This is a genomic window from Lacticaseibacillus mingshuiensis (genome assembly GCF_016861785.1).
Lineage (GTDB): Bacteria > Bacillota > Bacilli > Lactobacillales > Lactobacillaceae > Lacticaseibacillus > Lacticaseibacillus mingshuiensis.
The window spans coordinates 1-25,073 of the sequence record NZ_BOLS01000007.1; the positions used below are offsets into that span (position 1 = coordinate 1).

21 protein-coding genes and 1 pseudogene are annotated in these 25,073 nt (G+C 57.9%); 14 read left to right on the forward strand and 8 right to left on the reverse strand.

Annotated features, from left to right (window positions below; genetic code table 11):
- Positions 1-319: 319 nt before the first annotated feature.
- From trxA to JUE67_RS05580, 4 genes are all read left to right on the forward strand, one after another.
- Positions 320-655, forward strand: coding sequence for a thioredoxin (gene trxA / locus JUE67_RS05565; RefSeq protein ID WP_203626547.1), 336 nt, complete (start codon positions 320-322; stop codon positions 653-655).
- A complete protein-coding gene (locus JUE67_RS05570; RefSeq protein WP_203626546.1) occupies positions 645-1,394 on the forward strand; it encodes a threonine/serine exporter family protein in 750 nt (249 codons plus the stop codon). Before trxA ends, JUE67_RS05570 begins: the two co-directional genes overlap by 11 nt.
- A gap of 13 nt (positions 1,395-1,407) precedes the next feature.
- The gene (locus JUE67_RS05575; protein WP_125696786.1) at positions 1,408-1,872 is read left to right on the forward strand and encodes a threonine/serine exporter family protein; all 465 of its coding nucleotides are present in this window, start codon (positions 1,408-1,410) and stop codon (positions 1,870-1,872) included.
- A 344-nt stretch (positions 1,873-2,216) separates the two neighbouring features.
- The gene (locus JUE67_RS05580; protein WP_203637052.1) at positions 2,217-3,317 is read left to right on the forward strand and encodes an LCP family protein; all 1,101 of its coding nucleotides are present in this window, start codon (positions 2,217-2,219) and stop codon (positions 3,315-3,317) included.
- Between the two features lie 192 nt (positions 3,318-3,509).
- On the opposite strand, the gene JUE67_RS05585 is transcribed toward JUE67_RS05580, so the two are convergent.
- Together JUE67_RS05585 and JUE67_RS05590 are read right to left on the reverse strand one after the other, a co-directional pair.
- Entirely contained in the window at positions 3,510-4,349 is an 840-nt protein-coding gene (locus JUE67_RS05585) for an alpha/beta hydrolase (protein WP_225877892.1), read from the reverse strand.
- The gene (locus JUE67_RS05590) at positions 4,346-5,551 is read right to left on the reverse strand and encodes a PTS sugar transporter subunit IIC (RefSeq protein WP_203626544.1); all 1,206 of its coding nucleotides are present in this window, start codon (positions 5,549-5,551) and stop codon (positions 4,346-4,348) included. Before JUE67_RS05590 ends, JUE67_RS05585 begins: the two co-directional genes overlap by 4 nt.
- Before the next feature lie 136 nt (positions 5,552-5,687).
- On the opposite strand from JUE67_RS05590, the gene deoC reads away from it, so the two are divergent.
- The 4 genes from deoC (at position 5,688) to JUE67_RS05610 (ending at position 9,899) form a co-directional block, all read left to right on the forward strand.
- The gene (gene deoC / locus JUE67_RS05595; protein WP_203626543.1) at positions 5,688-6,353 is read left to right on the forward strand and encodes a deoxyribose-phosphate aldolase; all 666 of its coding nucleotides are present in this window, start codon (positions 5,688-5,690) and stop codon (positions 6,351-6,353) included.
- A complete protein-coding gene (locus tag JUE67_RS05600; RefSeq protein ID WP_203626542.1) occupies positions 6,353-7,546 on the forward strand; it encodes a phosphopentomutase in 1,194 nt (397 codons plus the stop codon). The genes deoC and JUE67_RS05600 overlap by 1 nt, the downstream gene beginning before the upstream one ends.
- An 83-nt stretch (positions 7,547-7,629) precedes the next feature.
- Complete coding sequence (deoD, locus tag JUE67_RS05605) at positions 7,630-8,337, forward strand: purine-nucleoside phosphorylase (RefSeq protein ID WP_203626541.1); 708 nt, start codon at positions 7,630-7,632, stop codon at positions 8,335-8,337.
- Positions 8,338-8,546: 209 nt separating this feature from the next.
- Positions 8,547-9,899 carry a C40 family peptidase gene (locus tag JUE67_RS05610; protein ID WP_203626540.1) on the forward strand — a complete coding sequence of 451 codons (1,353 nt, stop codon included), beginning with the start codon at positions 8,547-8,549 and terminating at the stop codon, positions 9,897-9,899.
- A gap of 865 nt (positions 9,900-10,764) precedes the next feature.
- Here the strand turns inward: JUE67_RS05610 and JUE67_RS05615 are convergent.
- From JUE67_RS05615 to JUE67_RS05625, 3 genes and pseudogenes are all read right to left on the reverse strand, one after another.
- Entirely contained in the window at positions 10,765-11,610 is an 846-nt protein-coding gene (locus tag JUE67_RS05615; RefSeq protein ID WP_203626539.1) for a sce7725 family protein, read from the reverse strand.
- 125 nt (positions 11,611-11,735) lie between these two features.
- Positions 11,736-12,404, reverse strand: a pseudogene (locus JUE67_RS05620) (hypothetical protein); the annotation flags it as partial.
- Entirely contained in the window at positions 12,401-14,788 is a 2,388-nt protein-coding gene (locus JUE67_RS05625; protein WP_203626538.1) for an ATP-dependent DNA helicase, read from the reverse strand. The gene JUE67_RS05625 and the pseudogene JUE67_RS05620, both read right to left, overlap by 4 nt.
- A 208-nt stretch (positions 14,789-14,996) precedes the next feature.
- Here JUE67_RS05625 and JUE67_RS05630 point away from each other — a divergent pair, with 208 nt between their 5' ends.
- Together JUE67_RS05630 and JUE67_RS05635 are read left to right on the forward strand one after the other, a co-directional pair.
- Complete coding sequence (locus JUE67_RS05630) at positions 14,997-15,791, forward strand: hypothetical protein (protein ID WP_203626537.1); 795 nt, start codon at positions 14,997-14,999, stop codon at positions 15,789-15,791.
- Between the two features lie 732 nt (positions 15,792-16,523).
- Positions 16,524-17,408 (forward strand): helix-turn-helix domain-containing protein, encoded by an 885-nt coding sequence (locus JUE67_RS05635; protein ID WP_203626536.1) that lies wholly within the window; start codon positions 16,524-16,526, stop codon positions 17,406-17,408.
- Positions 17,409-17,460: 52 nt separating this feature from the next.
- On the opposite strand, the gene pepT is transcribed toward JUE67_RS05635, so the two are convergent.
- Together pepT and JUE67_RS05645 are read right to left on the reverse strand one after the other, a co-directional pair.
- Positions 17,461-18,714: a peptidase T gene (gene pepT, locus JUE67_RS05640; RefSeq protein ID WP_203626535.1), complete on the reverse strand. Its 1,254-nt coding sequence runs from the start codon at positions 18,712-18,714 to the stop codon at positions 17,461-17,463.
- A 139-nt stretch (positions 18,715-18,853) separates the two neighbouring features.
- On the reverse strand, positions 18,854-20,056 hold the full coding sequence (locus tag JUE67_RS05645) for an aminotransferase-like domain-containing protein (protein WP_203626534.1): 1,203 nt from the start codon (positions 20,054-20,056) through the stop codon (positions 18,854-18,856).
- 127 nt (positions 20,057-20,183) lie between these two features.
- Here JUE67_RS05645 and JUE67_RS05650 point away from each other — a divergent pair, with 127 nt between their 5' ends.
- From JUE67_RS05650 to brnQ, 4 genes are all read left to right on the forward strand, one after another.
- Positions 20,184-21,086 carry a LysR family transcriptional regulator gene (locus tag JUE67_RS05650; RefSeq protein ID WP_203626533.1) on the forward strand — a complete coding sequence of 301 codons (903 nt, stop codon included), beginning with the start codon at positions 20,184-20,186 and terminating at the stop codon, positions 21,084-21,086.
- Between the two features lie 437 nt (positions 21,087-21,523).
- Positions 21,524-22,339 carry a Cof-type HAD-IIB family hydrolase gene (locus JUE67_RS05655; protein ID WP_203626532.1) on the forward strand — a complete coding sequence of 272 codons (816 nt, stop codon included), beginning with the start codon at positions 21,524-21,526 and terminating at the stop codon, positions 22,337-22,339.
- A 177-nt stretch (positions 22,340-22,516) separates the two neighbouring features.
- Complete coding sequence (locus JUE67_RS05660; RefSeq protein ID WP_225877891.1) at positions 22,517-23,170, forward strand: histidine phosphatase family protein; 654 nt, start codon at positions 22,517-22,519, stop codon at positions 23,168-23,170.
- Between the two features lie 85 nt (positions 23,171-23,255).
- Positions 23,256-24,593: a branched-chain amino acid transport system II carrier protein gene (gene brnQ / locus JUE67_RS05665; protein WP_203626531.1), complete on the forward strand. Its 1,338-nt coding sequence runs from the start codon at positions 23,256-23,258 to the stop codon at positions 24,591-24,593.
- Positions 24,594-24,670: 77 nt separating this feature from the next.
- Here the strand turns inward: brnQ and JUE67_RS05670 are convergent, their stop codons facing one another.
- Complete coding sequence (locus JUE67_RS05670) at positions 24,671-24,928, reverse strand: DUF2187 domain-containing protein (protein ID WP_203626530.1); 258 nt, start codon at positions 24,926-24,928, stop codon at positions 24,671-24,673.
- Positions 24,929-25,073: the final 145 nt, after the last annotated feature.

Consider the following 25,073-nt stretch of genomic DNA (forward strand, 5'->3'; position numbering starts at 1 on the left):
CTCACCATTCTTCATGATGAGGTAAGGGTACTGCTGGGGCGCTGCCTTTTACATACGGTCAGTTATTGGGTGCTTACTAGGCTGGTAGCGGTCGGGCAAGTCGAGTCGGTCTCCGTAAGGCGATACGAGACGCCGGCTTGTCGCGGACACCTGGGTGACGTGCCGATGGGTCAATGAGAAGCTGCCGAAAATTGGTGGCGAGATGATGAAAAAGTCGCGCTAGGCCACGCCAAATGGGCCGCAATCTGCTAAAATCATGGCAATGGTCACAACAAGTTCAATCGCCAATCGCGAACGGGCCATCTAGGAGGGACGCATCATGCCGCAAACGGTGAACACGAAAACATGGCAGTTGGCCGCGACTCAGCATAAACGGGTCGTCTTAGATCTGTGGGCGCCTTGGTGTGGCCCGTGCCGGATGATCGCCCCGATGCTTGAAACATTGGAAGGTGAATTGCCAGTCACGGTGCTGCGGCTGAACATCGATGAGGACAAGACGGCCACAGATGCCTTTCATGTGCAGAGCATTCCGACCCTGATCCTGTTCAAGAACGGCAAGGCATTTGAAAAAATCACTGGCGCCTACCCGAAGGCGCAACTCGAGGCCCATTTGCGGCAGTCTTTTCAGCTGGAGGAAACGCGCGATGACGACTGAGGACCTGTTACTGGACACCTGCTTGTTGGCGGGACGAATCATGATCGAGGGCGGCTCGGAAATGTACCGGGTCGACGACACCATGTCCCGCATCGCGAAAAACGCAGGGGAGTGCTCGGCGATGGTGTTCACCACGCCGACCGGGATCTTCGCAGCTGTGTCGAGTTCGCCGCTGGTGCAGCTGTCGCCGGTTCTCAGACGCGGCATCGATATGGAAAAGGTGGCGCGGGTGAATAACCTGTCGCGCCAGTTTGCCGCACATGAGCTGACTCTCCCAGAGTTGCGGGAGGAGCTGATCAAAGTCGATCAACACACCCCGTATTTTCCATTCTGGCTGCAGGTGCTGGCCGCGGGGCTGTGCTCGACCACGTTGATGGTGATCTTTGCGCAGGCCTATGACTGGTTCGATATGCCACTGGCGGCGCTGGCCGGGGCGGTCGGCTACTGGGTCTATGCCCGCGTGAGCCGCCTCACCAATGTGCGCTTTATTGCAGAGGCGATCGGGGCGCTCTGCGTTGGCCTCGCGTCATGGGCCGGCGTGCGCCTCGGAATCGGACATAACCTCGACAATGTGATCGTCGGGGCTGTCATGCCGCTGGTGCCTGGCGTCGCGATCACCAACTCGATTCGCGATATGTTGGCCGGCCATTTGATCTCCGGCATCGCGCGCGGAATGGAAGCCATTTTGTCCGCCTGCGCGATCGGTGTCGGCATTGCCGTGATCTTTAGATTCTTATGATGGAGGAAGCGCCATGCCATATTGGGTGCAGCTACTCGTTCAGCTCAGCTTCAGTTATCTGTCCACGGTGGCGTTTGCCATCATCATCAATGTGCCGCACCGCGCGCTGAACTTGGCCGGGTGGGCCGGCGCGACCGGCTGGATGGTCTATTGGCTCTTAATGGAAGTTCATGCGGGCCGCATGATGTCCAACTTGCTGGGTGCTTTTGCGATTGGGCTGGCCGGGATGATCTTTGCGCGGGTGAAAAAACTACCCGTGATTCTTTTCAATATTCCGGGCTTGGTCCCGCTGGTGCCTGGCGCCACGGCGTATCAGGCGGTCCGGGCGCTGGTGCTGGGAAAATTCGATGACGCGATGCTTTTGACGGTGCGCGTCGCAATGGTCGCTGGGGCGATCGCGGTTGGCTACATGATGGCGCAACTGCTGGCCGAACAGACCTACAAGGCGCAGGCCAGGCGCGCGTCAAAAAATGAGTGACTGTTTTTTTCGCCGCGGTTGGCGGCCCGGCCAGCGCGTGGTATACTGAGGCCATGCGATGAGTCGAGTAACCGGCAATGCCGGTGAAAGCACAGCTGGCTGTTTTACCGCCGGAATGCGGGGGTCAGTGGTCTGAGGTTGTGGAGCCAAGATGGCCTTATCTTGAAAAAGGTACTGTGAGCGAGCGCCGTGTCCTTCGGGATGCGGCGCTTTTTGCATGCTCGCAGGCGCCGCGTACATGTTAATATTTGCTTAATGTCACCGCTTGCACCCAACTTTCTGATATGATACAGATGCGTGTGTAATACAATTGGACTAATACAAGCCGGTTAGGGGAGACAAGCATGGCTGACAAGCGACGAGGGGAAAAACAAGATCATCAGCGCCATCTGATCGGGAAGCTGGTCATGATGGCTGTGCTGGCGGTGGCTTTTTTGGCGGCTGGCTATGCGGCGCGTTTGTGGACCCAGACAAAAACGGCGGTGGCCAAGACTTATGAAGTGGCCAAGACCAAGGAAGGCAAAACGGTCACCTATCATTCGGCGATCGATGGCACCAAGCCGCTGAGCATTCTTTTGCTGGGCACGGACACCGGCGCATTTGGGCGGACCGAGACAAATGGGCGTACGGATGCGATGATTCTGGTGACGATCGATCCGAAAGCGCAGCATACCACGATGACCTCGCTGCCACGGGACATGCTCAGTGTGATGGCCGACTCGGGCGACATGACTGGCCAGTTCGCCAAGCTTAACGCGGCGTACGCGTATGGCGGCGCCAGCGCGTCCATCCAGACGGTCCATGATTATCTCAATGTCCCGATCAACAAATACGTGGTCGTCAACATGTCTGGCCTTGCGAAGATCGTGGATGCGGTCGGGGGCATCGACATCGACGTCAAGTTCGGCTGGACCGACAAGGATGTGGGCAACCAGACCTTCGTTAAGGGGAAGCAGCACGTCAACGGCAAACGTGCCTTGGCCTATGCTCGGATGCGCCACGAGGATCCGGAAGGCGACAACGGCCGGGCCAAACGCCAGCAGGAAGTCATCGAGGCGATCGTCAAAAAGGCGCTGTCCGCTAGCTCCCTTAGTAATTATGAAAATGTGATGGCCTCCTTATCCTCCACGATGCGCACGGATCTCTCCTTCGATGATCTGCTCGCGATCGCGGCCAAATACCGGGCGGCCGCCAGCAACATCACCAAGGATGCGATCAAGGCCACCGGGGCTTGGGTCACGGATGGCTCGGGCATGCAATCCGCCTACCAAGTCGCGACGACTGCGGAATTGCAGCGGGTGTCGGATGCGATTCGCAAAGAGCTAGGCTTGGCGAGTGTACCGCTCACCGGCAAAGTGATCGAGGAAAATAAGCTCAATGCCGCCAATGGGATGCCGCTGGGCGACGGCGGCAATCCGATCTACACGTTGTACAACGTGCAATAAATGGGGCGAGACAAAAACGGGAACCAAATTCGCACACTGCGGATCAGGTTCCCGTTTTTGCATGGGCGAGTTGGGCGGACCGGTTCGTTGGCCGGGTCCGGCTGCGGTTGGACGCTCGGCCGTGGCCGATCATGGCGAGCGCACTGCCTCGCCAGGTCGGTCTCGGCGCTGCCCTTCCGCCCGCGCTGGGGGTCATTGCTGCCGATCGCGGCCCGGGTTGCTGAGAATATTCTGTTTGATCATGTCGACGATCTGCTGGTTTTGCGGCAGTGCGCTGTGCTGGGCATCGGTGCCGGAAACAGTGAGCTGCGTGAAGCTGTGCACCGCCCCGAAAAAGATGTTGCGCCCGGCTTCCACACTGGCCAGGGGCACGATGCCATCACCGCTGGCATTTTCGATGCCGGCCACCGAGATCACATCCAGCGACTTCGGTAATTTGGTGCGCGCCTTCATCATATCCGTGTACATCTGGGTGGGATTGGCCAGGCTGCTTTCCTCGAGGTTGAAAGGCGACCCCAGCGTCATGAGTTTATTCATGGTCACGGTATCGTCATCAACATATTTTTCCAAAAATAAAGTGAGGACTAGGCCGCCGTTGCTGTGGCCAATCGCGGAAAACCGGTTGAAGTGGTAGCGGCCGGTCAGGTAGCTGAAGGCCGTCTTGAACCACTTCGCCTGGCGCTTGATGTTCGTGTAGCCGTCGCTGTTGTTGGCAAAGGCGACGACGATGTAAGGCTCATTGTCCCCCGCGGCGACCTCGCCGGAAAGTGAGAGCTTACCATTTTCGGCCACCGTTACCTTGAGCAGGCTGTGGCCGCGCGCCTGCTGGTTGAGCAGGGTGACCAGCGTGTTGAAGCGCTCCTGATTGGCAGAGCTGCCCGGCACCAGAATCACCGGATGCATGCGGGAATTGTGCACCACCCGCGCTGACGAGACGTTCGATTTCATCCACTGGACACTGCTGATGGTGAGTGTCCCCGCTACAAGCAGACCAAGTGCCAGCAGCAGCCATAGACGCAACTGTTTTTTCAAGAGACGGCACCTTCTTTCAACGCGATGCGCACGAACGGCAGGAAGATCAGCGTCGCCACCGCCAGCATCACCACGGCGAAAATGCCGGCGCGCCAATCGCCGTTCGTGCCCAGCAGCGCGATCAGCGGGCCAGGCGTTGTCGGCGGGACCTCAAACACGTTCGCGGCGAAAAGATGCAGCGCCAGCGCGCCAGCGGCCAGCAGCTGCACCACCAGTGGCGCGATGATCGCCGGAATCAGAAGGACCGGATCCAGCAGGGCGGGCAGGGTGAGCAGCGCCGGCAGCGGCAGGTTGACCAGGCTGGGCAAAAAGGCGGCGGATGGCACCTTGCGCCGGGCGATCACCACCGCGCAAAGGAGCGCCAGGGTCATGCCGGCGCCGCCCATGTTGGCAAACGGTGCATATGTCGTCATCAGCGTCAGGAGGTGCGGCAGGTTCGACCCGTGCGCGTGGCTCAGCGCATAATCCAGGTTTTCCGTGCTCCAGCCGCTACTGGAAAAACTGTTCAGCGTTGGCAACACACCCGGCAGACCGCACCAAATCAGGAGCGTGTTGACCACAGGCAGCAAAAACAAAAAGACATGCGGGCCGGGCAGGTTGGCGACTGATGTGATCACACCGGAAGAGACGACCGCCAGCTGCCAATAATGGCGAGTCGCGCCGATCGTGATGGCGAAGACGGTGACCCCCAACGCGAGGCAGGTGCGTGGCCGCACGCCGCGGGCCCAGTTGCGATCAAACAACCAGGCTACAAACCCTGCGATCACCAATGAAACGAGCAGGCGGTCGCTGCCAAAATCAGAGAAGGTCGGTGGCCGCATGGTGGACAGATCCATAGAACCCAGGACCACCACGGCGATCGCGGTCACCGGCGCAAAGATGTCGCGCCGCCGCTGGACCTCATAGGTGAAAAGCCCCACGATGGCCAGCGTGAGCAGGCCCCAGACCACCGGCGTCGCGGCCGCAAACGCGTGACCCACGGGTGCCCAACCCGGCATGCGATGTGGCAGATCATAGACTGCCGCAAAAAAGCCGTTATGGGAAAAAACGCTGGCCGTGATGGCACTGAGCGCCCCTGTAAACAATAAAAACGCGCGCAGCCGCCGTAGCGTTGTCATCAGCGCAGCCGGCCAAGGAAGCCCCCGCCACCATTGATGCAGGCGCGTGAGGATGCGGTCGAGTCGCAGCCCAATTTTTCCCAAGATGTGCCACCTCCGTTCGTGCGTCAACTGGGCGCACTGAGTACTGTTATTATTGCGCGGCTGACCATTAATATCAATGCAGGCGCGGCGTGGCAATGGTAATATTAGGGCAGAGACGAACAAAGGAGTGCAAAAAATGACAAAGCCATTAGCAAAATACATCGACCATACCCTGCTCAAGCCGGAAGCCACGCAGGACCAGATCGACCGGGTCTTGGATGAAGCCAAGCAGTATGATTTCGCATCCGTGTGCATCAATCCGTACTGGGTCCCACGCGCGGCGGCGGCCTTGGCCGGAACCGATGTCACGGTGTGCACCGTGATCGGCTTTCCGCTGGGCGCAAACACGACGACGATCAAGGTCGCCGAAGCCAAAGAGGCCATCGCCAATGGTGCCGGCGAGGTGGACATGGTCTTGAACATCGGCGAGCTCAAGGCAGGCCATGACGCGGCGGTGCAGGCGGATATCGCGGCGGTCGCGGATGCGGCCCATGCCGGTCACGCGCTGCTCAAAGTGATCATCGAAGCAGTGTTACTGACGGACGACGAAAAAGTCACGGCCTGCAAGCTGGCGGAAGCGGCGCATGCGGATTTCGTCAAGACCTCGACAGGCTTTGCAAACGGCGGCGCGACGGTCCATGATGTGGCGCTGATGAAGCAGACAGTCGGCGATCGCCTGCAAGTGAAGGCGGCAGGTGGCATTCACACCTACGCTGACGCCAAGGCGCTCATCGAGGCCGGGGCGGATCGCTTGGGCGCAAGCGCTGGTGTCGCCATCATGAAGGAAGCAGGCGAAGCGTAATGGAAAAATTCAAACGTGTCATCGCGATCGTCACAGATTCCATCGGCATCGGCGAAGCGCCCGACGCCGCAAAATACAATGATGTCGGCGCAGATACGCTGGGCCATATCGGCGACTTTTTCAAAGGCGACTGGGCCTTGCCGAACTGGCAGCAGCTCGGACTTGGGAATATCCGCCGCGATGCCCCGATTCAAGGCGTTGAACCGATCGAAGGCCCGCTCGGTTATTTTGGCAAAATGTATGAGATCTCGGCTGGCAAGGATAGCATGGACGGTCACTGGGAAATGATGGGCCTCCCGGTGACAGAACCGCTTGGCTTTTTCCCCAAGGGCTTTCCGGCTGAGTTGATTCAAAAGATCGAGGATTTTTCTGGGCGCAAGGTGATCGTCAATCTGCCGTATTCTGGTACCGAAGTCATCGCCAAATACGGCGAACACCAGCTCAAGACCGGTGATCTGATCGTGTACACGTCGGGGGATTCCGTTTTGCAGATCGCGGCGAACACCGCCGTCATTCCGCTGGCGGAGCTTTATAAGATCTGCGAATATGCTCGTAGCATCACCACCGACCAGCCGTATCGCATTGGGCGTGTGATCGCGCGGCCGTATGTCGGCGATAGTGCGGACACATTCACCCGCACGTCGGATCGCCACGACTATGCGCTGATGCCGAACGCGCCGACGGATCTCGACCGCCTGCAAGCGGCCGGCGTGCCAACTTATGGCGTGGGCAAGATCAATGACATCTTTTCTGGCCAGGGCCTGGATGACGGGGTGCACACCACTTCAAACGATGATGGCATGACGCAGACCATCAAGGCAGTCACGGACGGCCGGACGGGCTTTATTTTCACCAATCTCGTGGACTTTGACGCGGTGTATGGCCACCGCCGCAACGCGCAAGGGGATGGCGATGCCTTGATGGCGTTTGACGCGCGGCTTGGCGAGCTGCTGGCGATCATGGAAGACGATGACCTGCTGATGATCACGTCCGACCACGGCAATGACCCGACCTTCCGTGGCACCGACCACACACGGGAATTTGTGCCGTTGGTTGTCTATTCGCCAGGCCTGCCGGGCAACGGTGACTTGGGTATCCGCTCGCCTTTTGCCGATATGGGGGCCACCATCTTGGCCAACTTCGGGGTCGCCAATGACGGCAGTGGTCAGTCATTTTTGAACGAGTTAAATTAGCTTTATATAGGAAGAAAAAAGCTGTAAAGTGAGTTGACCAACTGCGGCATTCCATGCGGCAGTAGGGCTGAAAGGAGCTCGTGATGAGTACACATATCGAAGCCAAGCAGGGCGAGATCGCGGATGTCGTCTTGTTGCCAGGCGACCCACTCCGCGCCAAATACATTGCGGAGACCTATCTGGATGATCCGGTGCGCTATAACACGGTGCGCAACGCGTTTGGCTATACCGGCACCTATCAGGGCCGCCGCATTTCCGTTCAGGCGACGGGGATGGGAATTCCGTCCATTAGTATTTATATCACCGAGTTAATGGTCGATTATGGCGTGAAAACCCTGATTCGCGTGGGCACGGCAGGTGGGCTCGGCCCCGATGTGCATGTGCGCGATGTCGTGTTGGCGCAGGGTGCGACCACGGATTCCTCGATCATCCTCAATACATTTGGTGCGGGTCTGTATTTTGCCCCGCTCGCTGATTTTGGTCTGCTTCACCGGGCCTACCAATGCGCGCAGCAAAAACAGATCCGCGTCCATGTAGGCAACGTGCTCGGGGAGGATCGGTTCTACAACGACGAAATGGATCGGCAAAAGTTGATCGATTACGGCGTATTAGCCACCGAAATGGAAACACCGGCACTTTATTTACTCGCTGCAAAATATCACCGGCGGGCGCTGGCGGTCTTGACCGTGTCAAACCACCTGATCACAGGCGAGGAGACCACGGCGGAGGAGCGCCAGACGAGTTTTGACGAAATGATCGTGCTTTCGTTAACCGTTGCACAAGGTCTGTAACACAATTGAAAAATTTCACCGGTCGGCGGGAGAAAATGCCCGCATGACCGGTTTTTTTTGTAACAAATGCGGCGCTTTCATCATGAACGAACAGGCATTCGGGTGCAAAGAATATTTGAACGTGTTAATGTGGTAACAGTTGCTTAAGAATCTTTAAAAATAAATGCGTTTATCTGACGCGATAAGTAGTTTGAATGGAGGATCGTTGCATGGTTAAGACAAAACAAGTCGTCGCTTTAACAGCAGGGCTCGTCGGTGCGGCGGGGGCCGCAGTGCTCTCTGCAAACACGAATACTGTCAGTGCCGCAACCGGGACTGTGACCTATAAAGACGGCGCGACTACCGTTTGGGGGACCCCTGCGTTCAACCAGGTCAAGCGTTACGTGACCTATAACGAAACAATCAACGTGATCGGCCAAAAGACAGTTAACGGGGCAACCTGGTATCAGATCGGCGCCGGCGAATGGATCCCGGATACTTATCTGCAGGTCGGCGGCACCACCAAAAAGGCGACCACCACGACTACAACGGCCGCTGCACCTAGCAGTAGCAGTGCGTCCAGCCAGAGCCTGTCCGTGACTTACACCACCGGGGCAGTGACGGTGTGGGCCGGTACCAGCTACACGCATCCGACTGGCCAGTATCTGACCGCCGGCAATAAGTACACCGCAGTTGCTAAGACAACTACCGGTGGTGAGACATGGTATCGCCTGAGCAATGGCGGTTATGTACCGGCTCGCTTCGTCGCAGCCGGGACTGGCGCCACCACTTCGACGCCTGCCAAGACCACCACGACCACAAACACGGCTTCTAAGACCACGATGCCGGCTCAGTCCACCGCGACCAGCACAACCAAGCTGACCATCAGCTATACGGGTGGTGCAGTGACGGTTTGGGCAAGCGCCGGCTACAGCACGCCAAATGGCTCGTATTTGACCAATGGCACGACTGTGACCGCGACGGGCAAAGTGACCGCCTCTGGTGAGACTTGGTACAAGCTGAGCAATGGCGGTTATGTCCCAGCGCGCTTTGTATCCACGGGCGCTGCGACCAGCACGCCAGCGACCTCGACGCCTGCCAAGACGACCACAACAACGAACACCGCTTCTAAGACAACCACCACGCCGGCCAAGCCTGCGACTTCTGCGCCTGCAACGACCACGAACACGACTAACGTTTCTTCTAGTGCCAGCCGCACCGCGAAGATCAATGCCGTGATCGCGCTGGCCAAGCAGCAGATCGGCAAGCCTTACCAGTGGGGCGGCAAAGGCCCAACGAGCTTTGATTGCTCCGGCCTCATGCATTATGTTTTCCTGAACGCGATCGGCACCGAGATCGGCGGTTGGAGCGTCCCTCAGGAATCTGCTGGGACGGTCATCTCCGTCAGCAACCTTCAAAAAGGTGACTTGGTCTTCTGGGGTGCCCGTGGTGCTTCCTATCACGTTGCGCTGTACCTTGGCGGCGGCCAGTATCTCAACGCCCCACAGCCTGGCGAAAACGTCCAGATCGACTCTTTCTCCGCGTACTTCGAACCTTCCTTTGGGGTTCACGTGGACCTTTAATTCAAAATTGTTTTGGCGCTCGCTGCGGCGGGCGTTTTTATTTTGTCCAGGAGAGGTTGCGGAACTGGCAAAAATGCACAAAAAAAGGCCGATCCAGTTGCGCTTGCCCGCAACTGGATCGGTCAATTTTGGTCCTGTTACCGATGCAACGTCCCCAGGCGGGCGTCACGCCGCTTGGTTAGAGCTTTGGTTCGGGTCAGGGCGTCTGTTCAGCGGCCCTCGTTTGTCAGATTGGTCCTGGCCGTTTGACCGCACTTAATACGGCCTTGATGAAGGGATTTTTTTAGATCTCCCAAATCGTTGTTTTCCAACTCGTTAGGGGGACGTGATCGGCGTCCCAGCCCGCAGTGGTGCCGGGCTTTTCCGGAAGTACTTGTTCATTTGCCTGGTGTACCCAGGGTGACTAGGCAGGGTGGCCCTCCCAGTGACGGTCGCCGTCTCGACACGAGACCAACTAATAGTGCCGCGGTGTGTTCGCGAAAATCACCGCGCCGTTGGACTCGCTCTCGACATGGGGTGACTGCAACGAACTGCGACATTTGCCGGTCGCCTTGCAGACACCCAATCTTAAGATAGTGTCAGTATAATCTCGAAAGCGTTTTCTGGCAAGAGATCCGATTGCGGGCGACGCTTCGATAGAAACGTTGATACAGCGCGGATTTGAGGCCGTTTTAGATGCAATAAAAAGCCGAAGTACCCGCTTCGGCCGAATCTTTTACATAACATTTACGTGCTGCAGATAGGACCACAAGACAAGATTGAATCTTCACAAATAAAACGCATAGAGATAGCAGGGACGGGGGCCACAGACGACGACATCTCATCAGAATCGCAAAAATTAAATAATCATGCGACAGATGCCCAGTTAGGTCAGCCACCGGCCCATGATGGTCAAAAAGTGGCTCAGTTGCCATTTGCGTACAGCACCCAACCCGGGGAAGTGCCGTGCGGCCAGCGCCTCTGAAATGGCGGTCGTGCCTGGCGTGATCGCTTCCGGATGCGTTGCCAGCCAATCCTGCATGGTCGCGGCGGCCTCGAAGAATTTTTCCCCAGGGGCGTCAAAGCCGTCATTGCTTTGCGAGACGAAATGATGCATCCAAAGCGTCCCATTTTTCCCAGGATATAAGAGATGCAGCGCGATCGCCCGCTGGGGGTAGCCGTGCGGGTCATAGGTCGCGCGGGACAGCGGGTAGTCCGCAAAGCCAATGCCAGGCAAGGCGGCATGCTGGTATTGGTAAAATTCGTCCGGTATGCTCGCATAATCCTCAGTCCGCTGGCGGCCGGGGGTGTGATCTTCCAGATAGATCGCGCGAGGATGCGCCAGTGCACGCACCCGGGCGGCATTCGGCACCACCGCGCGCTGCTCAGGTGCCAGCAGTGCCGCCTGAGTCTTGGTCTGCGCCAACACAAGCGGGGCGTCCAGGGGATCGAACCAGCGAGCCGGCTGGACCCACTCGTTCCAGACCAGCGGGTAGCGCGGCTCCGCCAACAGGCCATAGTCGCCGACGCTGGCATTGGCGATGACAAAAAGCGGGTGCTGGGCGACGGTCGCGGCCCGCAACACCTTGGCCAAGGCGCTACTGTCCTTGACCGGTTCGATGATCGGCACGATCCGCGGCGAGAGTTGGCCTTGTTGCAAAAGGTCGCTCAGCGCCAGCAGGTCCCATTGGCGCCCGCGAATTAGCGGAAAATACTGTAGTGGCGCGGTCATGGCTGAGCCTCAGAGGGGGCAGACCCGGTGCCGGCATCCGCGGCATCGGTTGCCGTATCGGGTGATGCAACCGTTGGCCCGTCAGTTACCGGCACACCGAGCCCCTCATCCTGTCCCCCGCTTGCCAGTTTGGCCGCTGCGACTTCACTGGCCAGGGCGTCGACTTCTTCCTGCAGGGCATCGATGGTGGTGTTTTGCAGCTCGGCGGCGAAGCGGTCGTAAAGGTTGGCGTCCGGATCATAAACGTCGTAGTCGCGGGTGCGCCGGCGCAGCTCCTTGGCCAGTTCATCGACGGAAAAGCCGGAGAGGCCGCGCGCTTTTTGCTTGGCCTTACGCACTTCGCGGTCCAGGCTGGCGATGAAGCGAGTGGTCAGGGCCGCCTCGTCGACAGCCAGCGTCTGAAACCGGGCCGGCCGGACGATGGTCAGTTGGCCCGGCGCCAGCGGGACGTCCGCCGTCGCGGCGAGTTTGGCGGCGTCAAAGGCGCGATAAGTCATCACACCGATGCCCGCCGGAATCTCGGCGGCCAGTTTTGTGTACAATTTGGCTGGCAAAACGAAGTAATTATAATTGCCGATGAAACTGAGCTTCGCGTGGCTGTGAAAATCGCTCGCGGTGACTTTCAGCTCGAAGCATCGCCACACGCGCTGGCCGTTTTCGTCCTGCATCACTAAGGTGTCGACGATGCCGAGGTCATCGGGCATGGTCACCTCGTCGACGGCGGTGCCACCGAGGTCTTCCCAGTAGGCGTAGAGCGTTTTTTCAAGGTCGAGTGTCAGTGCGGTCTTCGTCATTTGCCGTCGCCTCCCAATAGGTCTTCCGTGGCTTCCCAAAAGAGTGTGAGTTGGGTCGCCAGCTCGTCCGTGGACCGTGACACTGTGGCATGGGCCCAATGCGGTGGAAATAATTCCGCGTACCTATTTTCCGCGAAGCGGGCGTCTAAAAGGAGAATCACCCCACGGTCATGCTTGCCGCGAATCACGCGCCCGCCGGCTTGCAGGACGTTGTTGAAGCCGGGCAGCTGGTAGGCGTAGGCGAACCCGTTGCCGTTCTTGCGGTCAAAATAATCGCGCAGGCGGTCGGTCTCGGAGTTGAGTCCGGGCAGGCCGACGGAGATGATGGCCGCGCCGATCAGCTGCTCGCCTTTGAGGTCGATGCCTTCGGAGAAAATGCCGCCGAGAATGGCAAAGCCGACGACCGGGTCGATGTTGTCCCGGAACTCGTCGAGAAACGCGCTGCGGTCCTCGGCGCTCATTTGCGCGGTCTGGCGGACGGTCTTCAGATGCGGCGCGGCGGTCTCAAAGGCAGTCGCGACTTGATCGAGGTAGCCGTATGACGGCAAAAAAACGAGGTAGTGGCCGGCATGCGCGGTCACCATCACCAGCAGGCTCTCGATCACCTGAGGGAGGCTCGCTTGGCGCTGACGGTAGGTGGTGCGAATATTCGTCGCGACGATCACTGCCTGGCGCGCCGGCGGAAACGGCGACGGCAGGCGATAGGCGAGCGACGCGTCGACGCCGCCCAAGACGTCGCGGTAATAATCCAGCGGCGAAAGGGTCGCGGAAAACAGCACGGCGCCCCGCCCCAGCCCCAGCGAGCCGTCGATGAAGGCGGAGGGATCCAGGCACAGCTGCTTGATGGTGACGCTTTGGCTGGTCAGGCTGACCTTGGTCTCAAAGGCGTCGTTGTAGAATTCGTTGATGCGCAGGTAGCCGAGCATGATGAAATAGGCCGGCAGAAGGAGGTCCACCAAGGCCTGTTGATGGGTGTCCATGTCGGTGCTGAGATAATCGTGAATCGCGCTGCCGAGGCGGGTGAGCTGGCCGGCGAAACTGTCCAGGCTCTCTGGCTGAAACACCTCATCCTGGCCATCCGGCACGCCGGCGCGCACGACGTCAAAGGCCGTCATGAGCTTGGTCAATTCGCCTTTGATGGCGGGGATGGCCTTGCCTTTGAACGGGGCGATGGCGACTTTCAGCGCGGTGAAGTCGGTGTCGGTGATCTCGGCTGAATACATGTCGCGCGCCCGCGAAACAAGATTGTGCGCCTCGTCGATCAGAAAGAAGTTGCCTTTGTCGGGGCCGCTGAAGAAGCGCTGGAGAAAAACAGCGGGATCAAAGAGGTAATTGTAGTCGCAAATGATGACATCGCAAAACAAGCTGGCGTCCAGGGAGAATTCGAAGGGCTCCAGCGTGTGTTTTTTCGCGTAGCGCTCGATGACCGGGCGGGTGAGTTGGTCCTCGTTGTCTAGCAGATCCTTCAACGCGGGCTTCAGCCGGTCGTAATAGCCGATCATGTACGGATTTTTCGTGGCGTCATCAGGCTCGTCGGGAAAGCGAATCGTGTCTTTGGCGGTCAGGGTGATGCTTTTGGCGCGCAGCCCACCGTTTGCCAGCAGGTTCATCGCGGTCTCGGCGACGTGGCGCGTGCTTTGCTTGGCGGTCAGGTAGAAGGCGCGATTGACGAGGCCTTCGCCCATCGCCTTAATCGTTGGAAAAAGGGTGGAGATCGTCTTACCAGTACCGGTCGGAGCCTCCACGAATAGCCGCTGCTCGGTCATGATGGTCTTGTAAACGGCCACGGCGAGCTCGCGCTGGCCTTTGCGGTAGGCGGGGAAGGGAAAATCCAAAGTGGCAATGCTGGCATTGCGGCGGGCGACGATATCACTGCGCATTTTCAGCCAGTCGGCAAATTCGTCGATGAGGTCGTCAAAAACGGTGGCAAGCTCTTCTGCGCTGCGTTTTTCCGTGAAGCGAGTCACCTTGTCGTTGCTGGTCTGATAGTAGACGAGGTCGATCTCGATGCTGTCCAGGTCGCGGTCCTCGCACAGAAAATGCGCGTACACGCGGGCCTGCGCCCAGTATCGATCCTGCGTATTTTGGGTGACTTGTTCCCAGGCGCGCGCGGAGGTCTTGATCTCTTCAATCACGACTTTATCGCCAGTCGTCTGCACGCCGTCTGCGCGGCCGTCGATGATGTAATCGACGTCATTGACGCTCACGTGATGAGCGAGGTAGACTTCTTTTTCGTAATCATCGTCATAGGCGGACTGGAGGCGACGGTGAATCTGGGCGCCAATCAGCGCGGTGTTGCTGGAGTTGGTGGTCACGGGGTCGAGGTCGCCGGTGCGCACGGTCAGCTCAACCAGCTCGCGCACGCCGATTCGTTCACTTGTCATTGCCTCGCCCCCTTCTGTCTTTGATTAGTATAAAACACCTGTTCGCATGTTGAAAGAGGGCAGCGTAACCCTTGTCATCGCTGTCGACTTTTAATAGGAAGAAATGACGACCCGACCCTTACGCCTCGATTTTCTCCGCGCGCAAAACTTGCCCCGGCCGGCCAAGTTGGGCTATGATTGGCCATAGACTACAAGAAGAAGGTTGAGTATGGATATCAACGTCAAAGCTTTCCAAGACGCGATCGCAGAGGATATTTTTGAAAAGACGACGCACACGGTCACTCAGACGGCGCTGTTGGCTGACCCAGCGGCTGCGCTTGCGCCGCTTTTTGCCGACCTGGATCAGGCGCTGGCGGCGGGCAATTTGCTGCAGGCGTCCTTGGTCGCGGATGGTGAGGATGAGATCGGGGTGCGGCTTGAGACCGGTGTGATCAATCTACCGTTTGCCGACAGCAAGAAGGTCACGAATTTCGTGGCGGCGGACAGCGCGGTGCCGCTCAAGGTGTATCTGATCATCACGTCGCCGTTTGTGAACGTGTCGCATTTGCGCATCGACGAGGTCACGACCGCCGACAACTATTTGGCTGGGAAAAATAGCCAGCAGGCGGCCGTCATTGCCGACGTCCAAGAAAAACTGGATGTGATCGAGACGAACCGCAAGACGCCAAAGCCAGCCGCCCCGGCGCCTGCTGCGCGGACCACGAGCCGGAGCACGACCACCCGCGGGAAGACGCCGCGCAAGCCGAGTGCCCGCACGACCAATACCGTCAAGGCCGGCTCGCGGAAAAAAGTGACGGCAAAAACGGCGACCAAGGCGAAGGCTGCGCCAAAAACCACAGCCAAGTCGACCACCAAAGCGCCTGCAAAGACGGCAAGTAAAACCACGACTAAGGCAGCCGCAAAGAAGTCTCCGGCTACCAAGTCCACCGCTGCGGCGAAAAAGACCACACCTACCAAGCGGGCCACCAAGACCACCGCAACTAAGGCGGCCACCAAGAAATAAACCGAAGTATCGGGGTAAGACCCGATCCGCTTCATCCAAGCGCACGCCTTTTTTCATTAAGGCGTGCGTTTTGCGTCTTGGCGAATCAAAAAGTCGACCCCACCACAGGGCCGACCGAAATAAAATGGGGGTCAGGCAGTCGATCACTGTTCCGACTGATTGTAATTGCGATGGACATCCGCTTCCGCATCCCAATCCTCGAAATGAGAACTGTTGGATGTCCATTTGTAAATGTGTGGATGTTTTTTCCGGTACCACATCTCGACTGACTCCTCAATGACCGCCATCAAGATCACGATGGGGCCGAAGCGGATGAAGTTGATGATGACGCCGGCGAATGCGAAGACAGCGAAATAGTAATACCAGCAAAGGATATAGGCGATCCAGCGAATGATCAGATCCCGCCGCCGTCGCCGAATCCATTTGCGGTCGTCATAGGTCGGGAGAATCGTCCGCCGCGCCCGGGCAATCTCAGTCGTTTCTTCAATCGTTCTGCGTTCGATAATGCGATCAACTCCCCTCAGGAAAGTGTAGCGTTAATTTGAAATGTTGCTTGAAACCGATAATCAGGAGCATGTGGTAAGGGCGTCCAGTAGCGTCAGCGTCGGCTTCTGAAGTCGCCAACCGGTCGGCACCACCATATCTTGTCCTTGATGAAAATGCTATCATGATTCTGAATAGTTTTGCTCATTTTACGGCATCGAGTTTCAGATATGCAACTAGGAGGATAATATGAAAGAACAATCTTCTGGGGCGTTGTTTCGGGCGATTCGGCTCAGTCGAGGCTGGACGATCGACCAGGTCCGTGGCGATATCAGCCGTAGCACGGTTTCTCGTTTTGAAAATGATCAGGTGGCGCTGCCGATAGAGCGGTTTAATATGCTGTTGCAACAGAGTGGGATTTCATTCAGCGAGGTGATGTCAAACCGCGAGAAAGAAAATTATACGGAAAATTTCACCTCGTTTGATGCGCCTTTTCTCTGGCAACAGCTACAACTCGCGATGCGATCTGAATCCGTTGGGCCGCTCAAACCGGTGTTGGCCCAATTGGAACGGTTGAATGGACCGATGGCAGTGATCATGCTGAGTGCAGTCAAAATGGTCCGTGATTCTTTTGATTCAGCAAATGCCTCAAGCAGTGAAAAAGATGGTCAGCCTGTACAGTCTTTTCTGACACATCCAGGAACCTGGTACGACTTGGAATATCGGCTATTTGCACTCTTGATCTATATTTATCCCAGGAACGCGGCAGGGCCGCTGCTTAAACGGGCACTTAGCGAGTATGCGAAACACTCGAATAGCCAATATGCCGGTAGTTTCATGCTCGGCCTGCATAATGCCACGCTGAAAGCCATCGTGGATCACGACGAACCGACCAGTCAGATGCTGTTGGCCGGACTGTGTGGGTTTGATTCCGATTGGAACGGCTTTTTCCTCCGCTACCGCATCACGGTGTTGGAATTTGTGCTGGATTATTCGCTGACTAAGGATATGAAAGACGTGGTCGCGCTGGATCAGATCTTGGCGACGCTGAAGTTGTTGAAGGCGGACGCCATTTTGGCTGGAGAGGTCCAGTGGATCAAAGAATTGGACATTCCCATTCACGACCCGGCGTAAGCAAAATTGTTGTGTGCCTGAGCCGATTCCAAGAATGTTCCCGCAATTGCCGCTAGTCAGTTGTCCCGCCCGCCTCGGTCCCGGCGAGTTCGGCGATCGCCACGAGTGTTTCGGCGAGTTTGCCCATCGCCTCGGTGGAGACGCATTCAAATGGACCGTGAAAATTGATGCCGCCGTTGAAGAGGTTCGGTGTGGGGATACCCTGGAACGTGATCTTCGAGCCATCAGTGCCGCCGCGGAACGGGACGTATTTTGGCGTGAGCCCGACATGGCGAATGGCTGCCTCCGCCAGAGTCAGCGGCGTGCGGTCGCGGTCGATGATGGTGGCCATGTTGTAATACTGGTCGGCCATCGTGAAGGTGACGCGCGGCTCGGCGAACGGGGCGTTGAGGCCGGCCACCGCCTGGGCGAAGCTCGCTTTGCGGGCGGCAAAGTTGGCGGTGTCGAAGTCGCGAATGATGTAGGTGGCGGTCGCTTCCTGAATCGTGCCGGTCAAACTGAGCTGCAGGTAAAACCCCTGCTTGCCGTCCGTCTCTTCTGGACGCTCGAATTGGGGCAGGGCGGCGTCCAATTTTTCCGCTAGGGTGATCGCGTTGACCATCAAATTTTTCGCCTCTCCCGGATGAACACTGGTGCCGCGGATAGTCACGACGGCTTGGGCTGCGTTGAACGTCTCGTATTCAATCTGGCCGAGGTCGCCGTTATCCAGGGTGTAGGCAAAATCGGTCGCAAATGTTGCGGCATCGAAGCGGTCCGCCCCGACGCCGATCTCCTCGTCGGGGCCAAACGCGAGCTTGATGGTCCCGTGCAGGATCGACGGGTCGGCCAGGAGCGCACGCACCGCGGCGATGGCCCCCGCGATACCGGCCTTATCATCGGCGCCAAGCAGGGTGGTGCCATCGGTTGTGATCAGTGTTTGGCCAAGGTATTGGGCGAGCGCCGGAAAATCCGTGGTGTTCAGGCTCAGGCCATTCGCAAAATTGATCGGCGCGCCATCATAATTTTCATGAAGCTGCGGGCGGGTATTAGTCGCGTTATAATCCGCGGTATCCAAATGGGCGATAAAACCGATGCTGGGGCGGCCGTCCGTATTTGCCGGCAGGGTCGCGGTGACGAAGCTGTTGGCTGGATTCAGCTGCACGTCGCTGAGACCCATTGCCTCGAGCTGGCTCACCAACAGCTTGGCCAGCTCAGTCTGGCCCGGGGTCGTGGGGATGCGTGTCGGATGCGCCTCGTCTGAGCGGGTATTGATCTGAACATAGCGCAGAAAATCGGCCTGCAAAGCCGCCAAATCGATAGTTGTCATATGCGATTCCTCCGTGTGTCTCTATCGTAATGCAGCCCGGCGGATTTGCAAGAAATTGCGCTCAAAAAACGCACGGATCACCAGCGGCATTTGCCGTTGAGAATCCGTGCGTTTTTGAGTTGGCGATTGGCTTCGCGTTTCAGTGGCTGGCTGCCTTGGCCGTTGCGTCCAGCGCTTCCGTGAGCGCGGCGCCCAAGGCTTGGGTGCCTGCTTCGATCTCGGCGAGGGTGCTGCTGGTGAAGTTCAACCTGGCCGCATTTTTCACCTGATGTGAGGCGTATAAAATTCGGCTCGGCACGAAGGCAACATGCGCATCTGGTAAGCTGTGGTCGGCCATGAAGGCTTCTGCATCGAATCCTTCCGGAAACGTCAGCCACAGGAAAAAGCCACCGGTGGGCCGGTCAAAATGCACGCAAGCTGGCAATGAACGCGCCAGCCCATCGGCCATCGCGGTCGTTTTTTTCCGGTACAGGTCGCAGATCTGCGCAAGGTGCTGGTCAAAATCATTCGTGGTCAAATAGCGGGCGACCGCATTCATGTTCAGGTGCGGGGATTCGACATCACTGGCCCCTTTGAGTGCGGTGAGGGCGGCCATCAGCGCCGGCGCCGCATGAAGCCACCCGAGTCGCAGGCCCGGCGCAAGAATTTTCGAAAAACTGCCCAGGAAGAGGACCCGGCCTTCAGTGTCGAAATGCTTGATCGGCGGAATCGGGGCGCCGCTGTAGCGGAGCCAGCGGTACGGGCTGTCCTCGATGATCGCGACGTCGTATTGGTTGGCCAAGGCGACCAAGGCGCGGCGCTTGGCCTCGCTCATCACAACGCCGGTGGGATTTTGAAAATCGGGCACGGTATAGATCAACTTGACGGAATGCTGCATCAACACTTTTTGCAACGCCCGCAGATCCATGCCATCGCCGGTCATCGGCACTTCGTAATACGTCGGCTGATAGGCGTCGAAGGCGGACAGGCCACCCACGTAGGTCGGCCCTTCGACGACCACGCCGTCACCGGGTTCAAGAAACAGCCGGGCGGCCAGGTCGATGCCTTGCTGCGCGCCTTGCGTGATGAGAATGTCGTCGGGTGCGGCCGGCATGCCGTCTGCGGTCATTTGGGCGGCGAGCCATTTACGCAGATCCGGGGCACCGCTTGAGCCGCCGTATTGCAGGCTGGCGTCCCCGCGAGCGGTCAGTTCGTCGCGCATCGCCCGGTCGATCGCCGCTTGCGGAAATGTGGCGGGATCCGGATAGCCGCCTGCAAACGAGATCGTGTTTTCCTTGGCCCCGGCAAACAGGGCACCGAGTCCTGAATCCATCACTTTGTTGACGCGCGTTGCAAATTGCATGCGATAGCCTCCCTCATCGTGTCGTCTTACGACGTTGTTCGTTGATTTAATCTTAATTCCCTCGCATAATGAAGTAAAATTCAACTTCTTCAAATATAGATGAACGGATTTCACGAAAGGAACGACTATGTCCAATTTTAGTTACGAGGTCTTTGCGGCGGTGGTGGAACAGGGCACCTTTATGCAGGCGGCGCTGGCGCTCAATGTCACGCCCAGCGCGGTGTCTCATTCGGTGTCTCAGCTGGAGGGCGACCTCGGGTTTCCGCTTTTCATTCGCAACCGCACCGGCATTCAGCTCACCGAAGACGGACGCGCCATTCTGCCGACGATCCAGTCGATTCTCAACCTGGAGGATCAGCTGATTCAGGTGGCCGACAACATCAACGGGCTGAACACGGGTCGCATCCGCATCGGCGCGTTTTCCTCGGTGTCGACGAATTGGCTGCCACCGATCATCCGGCGTTTCAAAAAACGGTATCCAAAAGTGGACGTGGATGTGGTTCAGGGCGGCTTCAACGAGATCGTCGAGCAAGTCCGTGTCGGCAGCATCGATATCGGTTTTTCCCTGGCGCCAGTCTCGGATCAATTGATCGTCCGGCCGCTGCTTCAGGACCCGATCTATTGCATCACGCCGCGCGATTTTCAGCCGAAAAACGGAACGTTCATGACCGACGCGGACATGAGCAAGCAGCGCTTCATTCTCCAGCAAAGCGATTACGACCGCGACACCAAGGCGGCGCTGGATCGCTACAAGGTCTCCAGCAACTCCCTGCGCTACTCGATCGATGACCAATCGATTCTTTCAATGGTCGAAGCCGGCCTCGGCTGGGGCATCCTGCCGAAGCTCGCCCTGCAAAAATTGATGGGTGACGTCAACGTCTTTCCATTCTCCGAGCCATTCGACCGCACCCTAGTCATGGTCATGAACCCAACCACCCAAAAATCCCCCTCCGTGGCAAAAATGCAGACGGTGATTTTGGATTACCTGGAAGGCGAATACGGGGAGTTGTTATTGCAGGGGGAAAAGTGAGGGCAGGCTAGGACCTGCTGTGAGCGGGCGTTGAATCGTCAAAATAGCAGTGTGCTGGGATGAACCGCAATAGTGTCCCCTTCAGAGAATGGCTGGTCAGCGTGATTGAAGTCAGCTTTCGGGAAATTGAGTCGTACGGCTTTTGAGATGGCATATTTTGAGCCGTAACGAATCAAAGCTCGAACAAAGGGGGCACTCCGGCCAGAAATGGCTCGCTTCGCATGTCTGGGTGTAAGGCGTAAACGCCTAACGCCCAGAGCAAGCCCCCTCACTTATCCGCTATACTCCGGTCACCAGCCATTTTCTGGCCAGAGGGCACCCGTAATCTTCCACAAACTGAACTCAAACGGATGATCGCTCTACACCACGTTTCTTCTATTAAACAACCGCCCCAAACATGCTATACTGGATTCCAATCACGCGACGGAGGACAAGCCATGCAGCGCAAATTGATCGCCTTAGATCTCGACGGGACCACCTTAAATGCCAAGGGCGCACTGACCCCACGTACGATCGCGGTGCTCGAAGCGGCCAGCACCGCCGGGCATCAAGTGGTCATCACGACCGGCCGCCCGGATTCGATCTCCGAGCCATTTTACGATCAACTCCACCTGACCGCCCCGATGATCAACTTCAACGGCGCGCTGATTCACGTGCCGCATCAGCACTGGGTCGGCGAACATGCTGTGACCCTGCCGATCGCGACCGCGCTTGGGCTGCAGGAGTTCAAGGCCGACTATGACATCAAGGTGATGGTCGCGGAAGGCAAGCAATTGTTGGTGGCGGATCATGGCTACACCGACATTCCGTTTTTGCCGGACATGCCGACGCCGACGCGCCTGTTTGATGCCGCCGGGCTGACCCAGAACCCGATCTCGGTGACCATGTTCATCGACGAGGCGACCTTGGGCCCACTGTCTGCCGCAATCGCCGGGCGTTTTCCAGACTTGGCCGCGAAGACCTGGGGTGCTTGGAGCGGTGAAAATACGGCGCTGGAAGTGACCGCGCCGAACACCTCGAAATCCCGGGCGCTGGCTTATGTCGCGGATGCTTGTGGCATCGCGCGCACTGATATCTGGGCCTTCGGGGATGACCTGAACGACCTGGACATGATCGAGTTCGCCGGCATGGGGGTCGCGATGGCCAACGCCCGGCCGCAGATTTTAGCCGCGGCGGACGATGTGACCGGCGATGACAACGACCATGATGGCGTGGCGGCGTATCTCGCAAAGGCGCTGCATCTGGCGGCCTAATTGTGCCTCGAAAATCGTTGGAGACAATCACTGACGAGGACTGCTGCGGAAACCCACCGCCCGACTCGACTGCGGGAACCCACCGCCGAGCCCAATGGCGGAAAACAACTATCTAGATGACACAAGTAAACTGATAAAAGGACTGGCGAACTGCTTTTGACCACTGAGCTTTGGATCGTGCGGCATGGACAAACGAAATTCAACGTCGAAGACCGCGTGCAGGGAATGGCGAACTCCGACTTGACGGATAAGGGCATCGCGGACGCTCGCGCGCTCGGCCGGGGCCTGGCGCAGGATGGCATTACCTTTGACCGCGCGTATGCCAGCGACCTCACGCGGGCCGCAGACACGGCACGACTGGCGCTGGATGCCGCTGGGCAAGAGAAGCTCGCGATCACCGAAACAGTCGGCCTGCGCGAAGAAAATTACGGCAAGTATGAGGGTCAGTTGACCAACGATTTTTCCCAAGAATTGTTTGGTCTGCCAAATTTCACTGCGGCCCTGCTTGCGCACCAGTTGACGTTGGCCCAGATCGCCGACGCCACCCGCGCGGCAAATGAGGACCGGGTGCCGAACCGCGCAGAAGACAACGCGATGGTGCAGAATCGGCTGGATCAAACGCTGCGCACGATCGGCCAAGAAGCGCTTGGCGAAGGCGACCGGCGTGTGCTGGCGGTCAGTCATGGGACCGCGATCTTGATGTGGCTGAACTTTATCGGCTTTGACACCGGCGGCCAGGAAATGTTGCATAATGCCAGTGTGACGCGCGCGGTTTTTGATGGCGCGCACTTCAATGTGGTCGACTTTGACGATTTGAAGTGGACGAAGTGACGAAACGGCAAGCTGCGAGCCAATCTATTGCGCGCGGCTTGTCGTTTTGCTATTCTGGAAAAAATTGGGCAGAGGGGGTCGCAACATGCCGGACAAAAAGTTGAGCCGGCGGGATCTGTTTTTTATCGGGGCAATGCTGTTCGGGCTGTTCTTTGGCGCGGGCAATCTGATCTTTCCGGTGTTTGTTGGCCAGGAGGCTGGCACCGCCTATTGGCCCGCGCTGATCGGGTTCTTGCTGTCGGGCGTCGGCCTGCCGCTTTTGGGCGTCGCGGCGATCGGGCTGACCAAAACGGATGGCGTTTTTGAGCTGGCCGAGCGGGTCAACCGACCGTTTGGCTATGGCTTCACCATCTTGCTTTATCTCTGTATCGGTCCGTTGTTTGCCTTGCCGCGGCTGGCGTCGATCTCGTTTGAAGTCGGTTTGGCGCCGTTTGTGGCGACCCGCATCAGCCGGCCGGCGCTATTCATCTACTCGCTCCTATTTTTCGCCGTGGCGTGGTGGTTTGCGCGGCGCCCCAGCAAGATCATGGTCACGGTGGGCAAAGTCCTGACACCGGCGTTCTTGGTCAGCCTCGGGGTGCTGCTCGTGATGGTGCTAGTGCGGCCGCTGGGAGGCGGCGCCGCGGCCCATGGGGTGTATGCGAGCCAGCCACTGGCGACGGGCTTCACCGCCGGCTATTCCACGATGGATGCACTGGCCGCCTTGGCATTTGGCATCATCGTGGTCAAGGCGATCCGGCAGCTCGGCGTGACCGCGCCTACCCAGGTCGCAACGGACACGATTCGCGCCGGGGCGATCGCGATCGTCATGATGGGCGTGCTGTATGCGTTGCTCGCGCTCCTTGGCCGCAATGCGCTGGGCGTGTTCGGCCGCGCCGCAAACGGTGGCCCAATCTTGGCCAATGTGGCGCATGCCTATTTTGGCGACTTGGGTAATGTGTTGCTGATGGTGATCGTGGTGCTCGCCTGTTTGAAAACAGCAATCGGCTTGATCACCGCGTTCGGGGACACGTTCAAGGAGCTGTTCCCCGCACTTCCGTATCAGGGCCTGATCGCATTTGCGGCGCTGGTGCCGCTCTTTTTCGCGAACATCGGCCTCGACCGCTTGCTTGCCGTGTCCACGCCGGTCCTTTATTTCATTTATCCGCTGGCAATCGTGCTGATTCTGCTGGGCCTACTCAGTCCATTTTTAGGCCAGTCGCGCTGGCTGCTCAATACCGCGATGCTGTTCACCGTATTGCCCGCGCTTCTCGATGGGCTCAATGCATTGCCGGCTGACGCCAAAATAGGGTGGATCGCGCAGTTATTGATGATTGGTGATCATCTCCCCGGGTTTGCTGTGGGCCTCGGCTGGATCGTGCCCGCCGTGATTGGGGTGGCGCTCGGCTGGGTCCTGGCCAAAACAGTGGGTCGGGCAAAATAGACGCGCCGACTAAAAAAGGCATCCTGCTTCGTGTGTGCAGGATGCCTTTTGACGTGTTTGTGGATGGATTCAGGCAGTTACTCGACTGCCGGTTCTTCCTCGGCTGGCGGATCGATGCGGCCGCCGCCGAGATTTTTGACGATGGATTTGAAATTGATGACAATTTTGAAGTTGAGCTCCGCCACGTTTTGTTTGTCGCTCGCATCGAAATCGGTGATGTTGAGCAGGGCGGAATTCTCATACATTTTTTGCACGGTCCCGGTGAACGGCCGGTCCATGTCCTCTTTGACTTTGCACTTTAGGCTGTCGCCTAGATGAACTTCTTCTCTTTTCATGTGCGTTCAAATCCTTTCGCTGATCAATTTTCTTCAATTGATAGACGACATACTAATGCATACCAAGTAAGAAAGCAAGAGCCTTCAGTCGGAATTGCGCGATATTTTTATTTTTATCGTGCAAGCGCATCCACGTCAAAAACAT